Source organism: Shinella sp. OV683, from assembly GCF_057787725.1.
Map to the genome: position 1 here is coordinate 4,784,811 of NZ_CM173543.1, position 12,172 is coordinate 4,796,982.

A 12,172-nucleotide genomic window follows, 5' to 3' on the forward strand; every position below is an offset into this window, starting at 1 on the left:
GAGAGCCGCTATTTTCTGGGTTTCATGGGTCCGGAAGACTGGCGGATGCGCATTTCCGGCTTGATAAGATGGAGCCCGTCAGGCTCATGGCTGCCTGCCAGGCGGTCGAGCAGCGCGCGGGCCGCCAGCCGTCCGACTTCGGACTGGCCGTTCCAGACCGTGGTCAGCGCAGGCGTGGCGATCGAGGCCTCCTCAAGGTCGTCGTAGCCGGTCACCGAGATATCGACGCCGGCCGTCAACCCGGCACGCGAAATGCCGTTCATCAGGCCGATCGCCACCAGGTCGTTCCAACACACTGCAGCCGTCGGCTTGAGCGGCAGCGACAGGAAATGCACGGCCGCCTCGAAGCCGCCCTGACGGGTTCTCGGACCGGAGATACGCAGTTCCGGCAGCACCTCGATATTGGCCTTGCGCAGCGCGTTGACATAGCCCTGGTAGCGGTCGCGGCCGGTGGAGGTCTGGTCGGTGCCGCCGACCATGGCGATGACCTTGTGGCCAAGCGAAATCAGATGGTTGGTGGCCAGCGAAATGCCATAGGTGTCGTCGCCGCGAAAGGCCGGCAGACTGCTGTTTTCGATGGTACGGGCGACAAGGATGGCCGGCATGCCATTGACTTCGGCGAGTTCCAGATCCTCGCTGGGTGTGCCGATGGCCGGCGACATGATCATGCCGTCGCCGCCGAGCTGCAGCATCGTCTCGATGAAATTGCGCTGCTTTTCAACGGAATCGTAGTGATTGGCGAGAATGAACGTGTGCTGGCTGCGGTCGAGCTCGCTTTCGATCGCTTTTAGAATTTCGGCGTAGAACGGATTCATGATGTCGTGAACGATGACGCCGATGATACCGGAACGCGAGGTTCGCAGGCTTGCGGCCCGCCTGTTGTAGATGTAGCCGAGCGCGCGCGCCTGCTCCTTGATCTTCTCACGCGTCAGCACCGCGACCAGCGGGCTGTCCCGAAGCGCGAGCGACACCGTGGCTGTCGACACGCCGAGCGTCTCGGCGATGGTCGACAATTTGATCTTCTGGGCCATGCAGCCTCCCGTGGCAAATGCCCGATCCGCCGCGCCAAGTATGACAGACGCAACGCTCGTATATATCTAAATCGATTGAGGTATCACATATCCAAGCATCTGCAATGTTCTTGAATTGGGGCAACCGCTATTATTCACCGAATCCATCCTCGTCCGATGGCTCCGCACCGAAATTCTGATTGATTTTGCGCAGCACCTTGGCGAACTGCCGGAGTTCCTTTTCGCTCAGGCCGGCAAAGGCGTAGGACTCCGTCGCCTTGACGGCATACTTGATCGCGCTGACGTGCTTTTCGCCCTCTGGCGTCAGGGCAGCGCGCATGTGGCGGCCATCGGTTTCGCCGGGGAGTTTGCGGATCAGCCCATGCGCTTCCATGCGCGTCAGCGTGCGCGTCATGGTCGGCGGCTTGACGCCCAGCAGCGAGGCAATCGCGCCGGCGGTCATGGCTTCCTTGCTGGCAAGCGCGGTGATCACACCATCCTGGCCGGCATAGACGCCGCTGGCCGACAGCGCATTGGTCAAAAACGTGCGCATCGACCGGGTCGCACGCGTCAGTTCGGGCTGGATGGTTCCCGCCGCGTAGGGAAGCTTCGGCTTGTCGGATTTCTCCTTCTTGTTCAGCTTGTCCTTCTTGACCATCCCCGCCCCGGTGCTTGCTATAAAATGCTTGATCTGTATGACGTTATACCGAAGGACATGGCAAGGGAAGTCAAGGCGATGAATGGCGATGGAAGCGTAAAAGGCGAGCTGCAGACGATCGCCATCCTGCCGCTCGGCGCACATGAATATCATGGGCCGCATCTGCCGCTCGACACCGATACGCTGATCGCCGAGGGGATCGCCGAGCGTTTGAAAGACGCGCTGCCGGCCGATCTTGAGGTGCTGTTCCTGGATGCCGACCCGATCGGCTATTCCGTTGAGCATGCCGACCGCGAAGGCACCCGTTCGTTGGCGTGGAACGAAGCGGTCGAGGGTTGGCTCGACATGGCTGAAAACCTGGCGTCAGGCGGCGTTCGCAAGCTAATTCTGCTGAATGCCCATGGCGGCAACTCCCCGCTGCTGACGGTGGTCGCCACCGAGGCGCGCGTGCGCTTCAACATGCTGTGCGTGGCCACCAGCTGGACGCGCTTCGGCGTTCCCGACGGGGTCATCACGCCGGAGGACAAGGCAGTCGACATTCACGGCGGCGCCATCGAGACTTCGGTGATGCTGGCGTTGCATCCGGAGATGGTCGATATGCAGAAGGCGAAGAACTTCGCCTCACGGCAGACCAACTTCGCCAGGGATTACGCACATTTGCGCGCCTATGGCCCGCATGCCTTCGGCTGGAAAATGCGGGATCTCAACGCGGATGGCGCTGCCGGCGATGCGACGGCGGCCACGGCTGAGAAGGGCGAACTGCTGATCAATCACGCCGTCAAGGGGTTGGTCGAGTTGGTAAGCGACGTGGCGCGTTTCGATGTCGATACGCTGACGTAGCTGAATTCAGGATGTGAAAGAGCGTTCACGCGGCGGGTTACCGTCCGTGGCATGGGTCTCGATCATTCTTGGCTCCGACGCGATTTGCTTCGCAAATGCTGAAGAGCCGGCCGGGGCGCAAATCGTGCCTCGTAAGTAAATAATATATGGCGCGCTTTGCACCCCGTTTCGGTGGTTTTTGCCTGCGAACCTGGAGATCTGCTTCCCCACCGCGACAGTGCGCCCGGTGGGGAGATGTGTGCCTCTAAGGCACGTCCGCGGCCAGCCACGTCCTTTCGAACGCCGCCGAAGAGGTCTCCGTTTCTCGCAGGCCCCCGATAAGAGAATTTACGTCGTCCTCTCCAACCGGGCACCGGCCCCACCTCTCTGTCACGCCTGACAGTGTATCCGTGATGGGACGGGAATCAGTATAAGCGGGTTGGAGAGGGCGGGGATATTGGCGAGTAAGCTATTGAGTATGTTGGTGTATCTCGCTTCATACGATTGACGATGATTTGCCTCATGAGCCCCTCATCTGCAATTTCTATCGTTTAGCAATTGCGCGAACTGTCGAGATCGGACGTTCTGTTTCCGGACGCAATCGCTAAGCCGATGAAATTGCTTCTTCTCCCACAAGGGGAGAAGCAGAGCTGTGGCGCTGCTCCGACTTTACCTCTCCCCTTGTGGGAGAGGATAGCAAGCCCGCGAGAGGCGAAGCCGATCGCATGGGCGCGCTTGGTGAGGGGTATTTCAGCCTTCGCGGACAGCGGCGAGATCGACCTGCCGCCCGAACACCTCACCGTAGAATATGCGCCTTGCCCTTGGCGGAAAGGCGGACGATGGCGCCGCGCTCGGGGAGGTCGTAGGCAGAGACCCGCATCGCCAGCTTCTGCGGCCTGGCGCAGTTGTTGCTGTCGGCAGGATTTATCGGCTGCATCAACTCGATTGTCACTGTGCACAGAGCACCCGCGAAATCGACGGCGGTGACCTTGCCGAGAATGTCATAGCCAAGCGCCGAGGGCGACGCCTGGTCCGGTGCGATCTCGATCGACAGCTGTTCGGGACGCAGCATCAGCGAGGCGGTTCCGTCGGGTGTGCCGGAATCGACAAACAGCAGGCCGAGCGCCGTCTGGGCCACGCCTTCCCTGATATCGCCCGGCAGGATGATGGCATCGCCGAGGAATTCGGCGACCATCTGGTTTTTGGGCCGGAGATAAAGCTCCTGCGGCGTGCCGGTCTGTACCAACGAACCGCTGCCCATAACGGCAAGCTGGTGGCCGAAGGACAGCGCTTCGGCCTGATCGTGGGTGACGAGAATGGTGGTGACGCCGGCATCGCCGAGAATCTGGCTGACGGCCTGGCGCATGGCTCCGCGCAGGCTGGTGTCGAGCGCCGAAAATGGCTCGTCGAGCAGCATCAGCTTCGGCTTGCGGGCAAGCGCCCGGGCGATGGCCACGCGCTGCTGCTGGCCGCCGGAAATCTGGTCGGGCTTGCGCTTCAGCATCGCCTGGTCGAGACCGACGATCTCGGCGAGTTCCGCTATCTGCTTGTGCCGCCCAGCATCGCTCTTGTCGATGCCGAAGCCGATATTGTCGCCGACAGTCAGATGTGGAAACAGTGCGCCATCCTGGGCGATAACGCCGACACCGCGCAGATGCGCGGCAAGCGAGATCCGGCCTTCGGCAAGCACCGTGTCGTCGAGCGTCACCGAGCCGCCATCGGGCGCATCGAAACCGGCTATCAACCGGAGAAGTGTCGTCTTGCCCGAACCGGAAGGTCCGACGATCGCCGTGCGCGTTGCGCCGCTGACCGTCAGATCGACATTGTCGAGCGCCACGACCGGGCCATAGCGCTTCGACACGGCCTTCAGCTGCAGGGAACTCATCGTCCTGCGATCCTTTTTGACTGATTATAGAGAATGATGGTCAGCGGCAGCGATGTCAGAATCATGATCACCGCATAAGGTGCCGCGCCCGCATAATCAATCTCGCTCGACAGCGCCCAGAAAGCCATCGCCAATGTCCGCGTGCCATTCGGCGCCAGCATCTGGGTTGCCGTCAGCTCGTTCATGATGCCGAGCGAGCACAGCGCGGCACCGGCGGCGGCACCCGGCGCAGCCAGCCGGATGGTGACCGACCAGAAGCTCTTCCACGGCGAGCGGCCGAGGCTGGCCGCCGCATCCTCAAGTTCGACCGGTGCCTGGGCGAGGCTGGCGCGCAGGCTGATCAGGGCGCGCGGCAGGAACATGATGACATAGGCGAGCAGGATGGTCGCCGCCGTCTGATACAAGGGCGTTGCCACACGCACCGTCACGGTCACCAGCGCCAGCGCCACGACCACCCCCGGCAGCGCGCTCGTGACGTAGTTGCCGCTTTCCAGCAGCCGCGACAACGATCCGGGCGAGCGCACGGAAATCCACGCCATGGGAATGGCGGCCAGCGTCGTCAGCACGCCGCCGAACAGCGCCAGCAGAACCGTCTGGTAGAGTGCGAGGCCGATTTCATCGAGCCGCCAGATCCCCGCACCGCCGGCGATGATCCATTCCGAGATGGTCAGCAGCGGCACGCCGATCGACATCAGCATGGCCAGGACCGGAACGGCGAGCAACGGCAGCATCCATTTGCCAAGACGCACCGGCTGGCGGGCGCGCGCGGCGCCCGGGCCGAGGCGGGCATAGCGGGCATTGCCTCGCAGGGTGAATTCCAGCGCCAGCAGCAGCAGGCAGAGCCCGACCAGAACGCTTGCCAGCATATTGGCGGCGTAACCGTTATAGGTCGACTGGAACTGGTCAACGATGGCCGTGGTGAAGGTGTCGAAGCGGATCATGACATAAAGGCCGTATTCGGCCAGCAGATGCAGGCCGATCAGCAGGCTGCCACCACATATCGCTAGCCGCAGTTGCGGCAGCACGACGCGAAACCAGACTTTCCACGGCGGGTTGCCGAGTGAGGCAGCCTGGTCCTCGAGCGCCGGATCGAGTTGCCGGAGCGCGGCCGACAGCGGCAGATAGAGGAAGGGGAAATAGGCCAAGACCGAGATCAGCACACCGGCGGGCAGGCCTTCGAGGTCGGGTGCGAAGGTGATCCAGGCGTAAGAATGCACGAAGGCCGGGATGGCGAGCGGCGCGACCGACGTCCAGGCCCAGAAGCGAGCAAAGGGCAGGTTGGTGCGCTCGGTCAGCCAGGCCAATGTCAGCGCCAGGACGAGGCATAGCGGCACGGTCAGCACCACGAGCAGCACGGTATTGATGGTCAGATCGTAGACGCGCGGGCGGAAGATCAGTTCGACGGAGCGCTGCCAGCCCGTATCCATCGCCGCCCAGACGACGAAGCCGAGCGGGATCAGCATCAACAGCGAAATCAGGCAAGCGACGACGGCGATGACAGACAGTCCCCGACCGGCGACGGGTCTTCCAAAAGGACCCTTCACTATTGCCGCCGGGGCATACTCGTCGTTTACCGTTGCTTGCATATCTTCTCGATGGCTTCTCGCCTTTAAGGCGCGATGCCGTGCAGTTTGACGACCACACGGCATTCGATGCGCGCAATAAGCATAATTTTATCTAGAGATCAAAGGATGCCCGCGGCCGTCATCATGTCGGTGACCTTTTTGTTGTTGAGCTTCGACGGTTCGATCTTCGGAGCATCCAGATCCTTGAGCGGCACGAGTGCGGCGTTCGACGCAGCGTCATTGCCGACGGCATATTCGAACGACGTACCGTCGCGCAGCACGGCCTGGCCCTGCTTGCCGGAGACCCACTTGAGGAAGGCCTTGGCTTCCGTCTTGTGCTTGGACAGAGCCAGCACGCCGCCGCCGGAAATGGAGACGAACGCGCCGGGATCCTGGTGCTTGAAGTAGTGGAGAGCGACGTTCTTGCTGTTCTCGCCGGTCTTGGCCTGATCGCCGAAGAAGTAGTAGTGATAGATCAGCGCGCCTTCGATCTTGCCGGCATTGACGGCCTTCATCGCCGTGCTGTTGCCCTTGTAGGGGACGGAATTTTCCTTCATTGCGGCGAGCCACCTGGCGGTTTCGGCTTCACCCTTGAGCGACAGGAAGGCCGCGACGATCGCCTGGAAATCGGCGCCGGTCGGAGATGCGGCCCAGCGACCCTTCCAGGCGGGATCGGCGAGATCGACCATCGACTTCGGCAGCTTGTCTTCAGTCAGCTTGGTCTTGTCATAGGCAAACACGGTCGAGCGCGCTGCAATGCCGATCCAGTTGCCATCGGCGGGGCGGAGATTTTCGGGCACCTGGGCGAGAATGTCGGCGTCCAGCTTTTCAAACAGGCCGGCATCATCGACAACGGCCATGGCCGGGGAGTTTTCCGTCAGGAACACATCGGCGGGAGACGCATCGTCTTCCTGGACGATCTGGTTGGCAAACTCCATGTCTTCGCCATTGCGGATGGTCACCTTGATGCCGGTTTCCTTGGTGAAACCATCGACCCATTCCTGGGTCAGGCTCTCGTGCTGGGCATTATAGACGATGATGCCTGCATCCTCCGCCGAAGCGACGGTGGGCAGCATCAACGCGGCCAGAACAACCGAACTTGCGGCGAGCCGCGCGAGGATAGAAAGGGCCATCTCAATCTCCAATCACCAGAACCGTCTTAGTGGATGCGGCTTCTCTTAATTAAAGATGAGTGCCATGGTCAAGTTGCAATGGTGCCACAGCGGGCCTGCGACAATGTGCTCACGGCAATGTGATTGCGGGACTAGGGATGCATCGCGGCGGCAATGGGCGTACCGTCGAACACGACCGACTCAAGCCGCATCCATGCCACCTTTGGGGCGCCAATTTCGAAGGTGACATATTCCCAGCGAAGAAACGAATAGCGCTGCGGCTTGTGGATTTCGCTCCAGGGGATGAACAGGGGCGGATGCGAAAAGCTGAAGATCCGCCTTGTCTTCACATGGATGCCCGCCTCGGTGACGGTGACGAGCAGCGTGCGGTTATAGCGTGCAATGCCGACCATGCCCGAAATCCAGGAGAAGGATCGTCCGCCGGCTGGAATTTCCGTGGCGGTATATTTACGCGCCAGTCGCCGCCAGCCACCGGCCGCCGACATGAGGAACAGGATGGCCGACCAGAGCAGAATGAAGAACAGTGGCCAGACGACAATGATCAGCAGGACAAGCAGCCACACCGATATCGTCGAACCATGACCCATTCCGCCCCTCCAGCGCGGCCCCCCACGCGAATGGAGCGATGCTAACCACTCTGCATCGAGAAGCAAGGGGCGGCGAAAGCACGTTAGGCTCGCCGCCCTGTCGGGCTTACTTGGAGGCCGTCAACACATCGACGCCGGGCAACGACTTGCCTTCCATCCATTCGAGGAACGCACCACCGGCTGTCGAGACATAGGTGAAGTCGTCGGCGACACCGGCATGGTTGAGCGCCGAGACGGTATCGCCACCACCGGCGACCGAGACCAGCTTGCCGGCTTTGGTCTCCTCGGCGGCATGTTTGGCAGCCGACACGGTCGCCGTATCGAAAGGTTCGATTTCGAAGGCGCCCAGCGGGCCGTTCCAAACGAGCGTGTTGGCCTTGCTGATCCAGGCATTGACTGCTTTGACGGAGTCAGGACCGACGTCCAGCACCATTGCATCAGCGGGGATCTTGTCGATATCAACGACCTCGTTTGCGGCACCGGCCTTGAACTCGCGGGCGATGACGCCATCGGTGGGCAGCACGATGTCGCAGCCGGCCTTGGCGGCCTCAGTCATGATCTCGCGGGCGGTGTCGGCGAGATCATGCTCGCAGAGCGACTTGCCGACGTTGATCCCCTTGGCAGCGAGGAAGGTGTTGGCCATGCCGCCGCCGATCACCAGTCCGTCGACCTTTTTGACGAGGTTCTTGAGTAGATCGATCTTGGTCGACACCTTGGCGCCGCCAACGATCGCCACGACCGGGCGCGTCGGCTGGCCGAGGCCCTTTTCCAACGCTTCGAGCTCGGCCTGCATCGTGCGGCCGGCATAGGCTGGGAGCAGATGGGCAAGACCTTCGGTCGACGCATGGGCGCGATGGGCGGCGGAGAAGGCGTCATTCACATAGATATCGCCGTTGGCGGCCAGAGCACGCACGAAATCCGGATCGTTCTTTTCCTCACCCTTATGAAAGCGGGTGTTTTCCAAGAGCAGAATGCCACCGTTTTCGAGCTCAGCCACCGCCTTGGCAGCAGCGTCACCGATACAATCGCTGGCGAAATGCACGCGACGATCGAGCACGGCTTCCACGGACGGCGCTACGATCGACAGCGAGAATTCGGCTTCCGGTCCACCCTTCGGGCGGCCGAAATGGGCGAGCAGGATGACCTTGGCACCCCTCCCGGAAAGTTCGAGAATGGTCGGCGCGACACGTTCGATGCGGGTGGCGTCCGTCACCTTGCCGTCCTTGGTGGGAACATTGAGGTCGACGCGCACGAGCACCCGCTTGCCGGTGATGTCGGTGAGATCGTCAAGGGTTTTGAAAGACGGCATGGCTGTTATCCGTAGAACAGAGGGACAGGAAATTCCGGCGCGAATATACGACTGTGCGTCGCTGACGCAAGTGCGCCACGGCGCGGATTTTACCTTTTAGGCGCCCTTCAGCCGATTGCGGATACGCTCGGAAATTTCCCTGAGATTGATGAAGACAGGCAGGGTCTTTGGCGGCTCGACCGCTTCCATCGAGATACCGACGGACGAGATATGGTTGTTCTCGTCGATGTCGCGAACGATCAGGATGATCGAGCCGAGACGGACGCGATCGGCGTAGTCCGCCTTGCCGCCCAGGCGGTGCAGCATCATTTCGCCGATTGTAAGGTTCTTCTCGACGTCCGCCAGCAATCCCGGTCCATAGGCGGCATCGAGTTCGCGCGCCGGTCGATTGGGCGAGATTGCGAAGGTGCCGAAGAACTCCTCATCATCAACGGTGAGTTCCGCGCGGCTGGCAAACAGCCGGTCGAGCAGGGGAATGAAAGTTGGCGTGACGAAGACATAGACCAGATCGTTTTCGCGCAACCGCCCAGCATATTGATAGCGCAGCGAACGGCCATCGCGGATCACCAGCGAAGGTGTTGCCCAGCGCGGGATGCGCACGCCTTTCAGTACCGGGCTGTCATGGATGACGCGATAGGAGACCAGTTCGTGGTTGGCGGCGCGCGGCAAGTCCACTTCCAGGCGGTCGACCTCGCCGGTCTGCTTGGGGATCAGCAGCCCGAGTCTTCTCGCGACCGGCTTGATCGTCCAGCCCTGGATCACCAGCGACACCAGCACGATGATGAAGGTGATGTTGAAATAGGCCTGCCCGAGCTTCATGCCGCTGAGGATCGGCAAGATCGATAGCAGGATCGACACCGCGCCGCGCAAGCCCACCCAGGCAAGGAACTTGATCTCGTTCTGGGCGTAATCGAAAGGCAACAGGCACAGCCAGACAGCCAGAGGCCGGGCGACGAAGATCAGGAACAGGCCGAGGATGACGGCTGGAACGACGATCACGTCGAATTGCGAAGGCGTCGCCAGCAGCCCCAGCATCACGAACATGATGATCTGCGCCAGCCAGGTCATGCCGTCCTGGAAACGCCTGATCTGCAGCTTCGATTGCATTTCGCGATTTCCCGCCACCAGGCCCGCAACATAGACCGCCAGGAAGCCGCTGCCATGCAGCGTGCCGGTGATCGCGAAGATCAAGAGCGCCAGCGCCAGCACAAGAATGGGCGCAAGCCCGCGATCCTGATCGAAACGATTGACGGCACTGACGATCAGCCAGCCGCCAGCGAGGCCGATGACCAGGCCGATGCCCATTTCCCGCCCGAATGACAGCAGCACGGCGGCGTCGATGCCGGCGACACCCTTGCCGGCCGCAACCAACTCGACAAGCGTGACGGTCAGGAAGATCGCCATCGGATCATTGGTTCCGGATTCGACTTCCAGCGTCGAGGTCAGCTGGTCACGGATATTGATGCCGGAAATGCGGATCAGGAAAAACACGGCGGCGGCGTCCGTCGAGGCGACGATCGAGCCAAGCAGCAGGCCCTCGATCCATGAAAAATGCAGCAGATACGCCGCGGCAAAGGCAAACATGCTTGCGGTGATCAGGACGCCGATGGTCGCAAGCGCCATCGCTGGAAGGGCGGCTGTCCTGAAGGACTTGACGGGCGTGCCGAAGCCGGAATCGAACAGGATGATCGCCAGTGCGATCGAACCGAGCCTGTAGGCGGCGTTGTTGTCGCTGAAATCAATGCCGAGCCCATCGACACCGGCAATCAAACCAACGGCAAGAAAAAGAAGAAGGAGGGGGGCACCAAAGCGAAAGGCAAGCAAAGAGGAGAAGGCGGCAAGCAAAACCAGCGAGGCGCAAACAAGAGTTATAAGATAAAAGGACTCCAAGCCCCGTCCCTTCCATAGGATTCGACTGCAACGAACAAGAATATCGCTCGCCTGTCGAAATAAATTGAATAATGAATCCGCTCAAACGAAACGTGCATGTCTGCGGGCGGCAATATGGAGTTGCCGAACGATCCTTTCGGCAACAAATCATTGGGAAAGTATATGGACAATTGTAAGGCTGACAACACCCGAAAGACAAAAAAGGCGAGCTTTCGCTCGCCTTTTTTAAACTATTTGAATTTTTTGATCCGTGATCAGATCAGCTTGCCCATCGCGACTGCGGTGTCGGCCATGCGGTTGGAGAAGCCCCATTCGTTGTCGTACCAGGAAAGGATGCGGACGAAATTGCCTTCGAGCACCTTGGTCTGGTCGATGGCGAAGATCGACGAATGGCTGTCATGGTTGAAGTCGCGGGAAACCAGCGGCTCTTCCGTGTAACCGAGAATGCCCTTGAGCGCGCCGTTGGAGGCAGCCTTGATGGCTTCGTTGACTTCTTCGACAGACGTGTTCTTCTTGGCGACGAACTTGAAATCGACGACCGAGACGTTCGGGGTCGGTACGCGGATCGAGGTGCCGTCGAGCTTGCCCTTCAGGTGCGGAAGGACCAGGCCGACAGCCTTGGCGGCGCCGGTCGACGTCGGAATCATCGACAGGGCGGCGGCGCGGGCGCGGTACAGGTCCTTGTGCATGGTGTCGAGCGTCGGCTGATCACCCGTGTACGAGTGGATCGTCGTCATGAAGCCGTGGTCGATGCCGATGGCGTCATCGAGAACCTTGACGACCGGCACGAGGCAGTTGGTCGTGCAGGACGCGTTGGAGATCACGACGTGATCCTTGGTCAGCTTGTCGTCGTTGACGCCGAAGACAACAGTCAGGTCGGCGCCGTCGGCCGGTGCCGAGACGATGACGCGCTTGGCGCCGGCTGTCAGGTGGAGGGCAGCCTTGTCGCGGCTCGTGAAGATACCCGTGCATTCCAGCGCGATGTCGACGCCGAGTTCGGCGTGCGGCAATTGGGCCGGATCCTTGACAGCGGTCACCTTGATCGGCTTGCCACCAGCCACGCTGATGGTGTCGCCTTCGACCTTGACGTCGGCCGGGAACTTGCCGTGGATACTGTCATAGCGCAACAGATGGGCATTGGTCTCGACCGGGCCCAGATCGTTGATGGCGACGACTTCGATATCCGTGCGGCCGGATTCGATGATCGCGCGGAGGACGTTGCGGCCGATGCGGCCGAAGCCGTTGATGCCAACCCTGATAGCCATACTCTATTCTCCCGCTTATAAAAGCTCACGAATGTTCAGTTGAGGTGGGGC

Annotated in this window: 10 protein-coding genes; 1 reads left to right on the plus strand and 9 read right to left on the minus strand. The window is 61.0% G+C overall.

Annotated features, from left to right (window positions below; all coding sequences use genetic code 11):
• Positions 1 to 8: 8 nt before the first annotated feature.
• Positions 9 to 1,031 carry a LacI family DNA-binding transcriptional regulator gene (locus ACXHRN_RS23105; RefSeq protein WP_488638625.1) on the minus strand — a complete coding sequence of 341 codons (1,023 nt, stop codon included), beginning with the start codon at positions 1,029 to 1,031 and terminating at the stop codon, positions 9 to 11.
• Between the two features lie 130 nt (positions 1,032 to 1,161).
• Complete coding sequence (locus ACXHRN_RS23110; protein ID WP_488638626.1) at positions 1,162 to 1,668, minus strand: MarR family winged helix-turn-helix transcriptional regulator; 507 nt, start codon at positions 1,666 to 1,668, stop codon at positions 1,162 to 1,164.
• A gap of 57 nt (positions 1,669 to 1,725) precedes the next feature.
• Between ACXHRN_RS23110 and ACXHRN_RS23115 the strand changes: the two genes are divergently transcribed.
• The gene (locus tag ACXHRN_RS23115; protein WP_488638627.1) at positions 1,726 to 2,508 is read left to right on the plus strand and encodes a creatininase family protein; all 783 of its coding nucleotides are present in this window, start codon (positions 1,726 to 1,728) and stop codon (positions 2,506 to 2,508) included.
• 775 nt (positions 2,509 to 3,283) lie between these two features.
• On the opposite strand, the gene ACXHRN_RS23120 is transcribed toward ACXHRN_RS23115, so the two are convergent.
• The 7 genes from ACXHRN_RS23120 to gap all read right to left on the minus strand — a co-directional run bounded on the left by ACXHRN_RS23120 (position 3,284) and on the right by gap (position 12,121).
• Entirely contained in the window at positions 3,284 to 4,372 is a 1,089-nt protein-coding gene (locus ACXHRN_RS23120; RefSeq protein WP_488638628.1) for an ABC transporter ATP-binding protein, read from the minus strand.
• The gene (locus ACXHRN_RS23125; protein ID WP_488638629.1) at positions 4,369 to 5,958 is read right to left on the minus strand and encodes an ABC transporter permease; all 1,590 of its coding nucleotides are present in this window, start codon (positions 5,956 to 5,958) and stop codon (positions 4,369 to 4,371) included. The genes ACXHRN_RS23120 and ACXHRN_RS23125 overlap by 4 nt, the downstream gene beginning before the upstream one ends.
• Positions 5,959 to 6,056: 98 nt before the next feature.
• A complete protein-coding gene (locus ACXHRN_RS23130; protein ID WP_488641994.1) occupies positions 6,057 to 7,076 on the minus strand; it encodes an iron ABC transporter substrate-binding protein in 1,020 nt (339 codons plus the stop codon).
• A 125-nt stretch (positions 7,077 to 7,201) separates the two neighbouring features.
• Entirely contained in the window at positions 7,202 to 7,657 is a 456-nt protein-coding gene (locus ACXHRN_RS23135) for a hypothetical protein (protein ID WP_488638630.1), read from the minus strand.
• A gap of 106 nt (positions 7,658 to 7,763) precedes the next feature.
• On the minus strand, positions 7,764 to 8,966 hold the full coding sequence (locus ACXHRN_RS23140; RefSeq protein ID WP_488638631.1) for a phosphoglycerate kinase: 1,203 nt from the start codon (positions 8,964 to 8,966) through the stop codon (positions 7,764 to 7,766).
• A gap of 96 nt (positions 8,967 to 9,062) precedes the next feature.
• Positions 9,063 to 10,856, minus strand: a complete 1,794-nt coding sequence (locus tag ACXHRN_RS23145; RefSeq protein ID WP_488638632.1) for a potassium/proton antiporter — start codon at positions 10,854 to 10,856, stop codon at positions 9,063 to 9,065.
• Between the two features lie 254 nt (positions 10,857 to 11,110).
• Positions 11,111 to 12,121, minus strand: a complete 1,011-nt coding sequence (gene gap, locus ACXHRN_RS23150) for a type I glyceraldehyde-3-phosphate dehydrogenase (protein ID WP_488638633.1) — start codon at positions 12,119 to 12,121, stop codon at positions 11,111 to 11,113.
• Positions 12,122 to 12,172: the final 51 nt, after the last annotated feature.

Bases quoted from the DNA above. Each gene is read 5' to 3' on its own strand.
- ACXHRN_RS23105 (WP_488638625.1), bottom strand. From the start codon at position 1,031: ATGGCCCAGAAGATCAAATTGTCGACCATCGCCGAGACGCTCGGCGTG.
- ACXHRN_RS23110 (WP_488638626.1), bottom strand. From the start codon at position 1,668: ATGGTCAAGAAGGACAAGCTGAACAAGAAGGAGAAATCCGACAAGCCG.
- ACXHRN_RS23115 (WP_488638627.1), top strand. From the start codon at position 1,726: ATGGCAAGGGAAGTCAAGGCGATGAATGGCGATGGAAGCGTAAAAGGC.
- ACXHRN_RS23120 (WP_488638628.1), bottom strand. From the start codon at position 4,372: ATGAGTTCCCTGCAGCTGAAGGCCGTGTCGAAGCGCTATGGCCCGGTC.
- ACXHRN_RS23125 (WP_488638629.1), bottom strand. From the start codon at position 5,958: ATGCAAGCAACGGTAAACGACGAGTATGCCCCGGCGGCAATAGTGAAG.
- ACXHRN_RS23135 (WP_488638630.1), bottom strand. From the start codon at position 7,657: ATGGGTCATGGTTCGACGATATCGGTGTGGCTGCTTGTCCTGCTGATC.
- ACXHRN_RS23140 (WP_488638631.1), bottom strand. From the start codon at position 8,966: ATGCCGTCTTTCAAAACCCTTGACGATCTCACCGACATCACCGGCAAG.
- gap (WP_488638633.1), bottom strand. From the start codon at position 12,121: ATGGCTATCAGGGTTGGCATCAACGGCTTCGGCCGCATCGGCCGCAAC.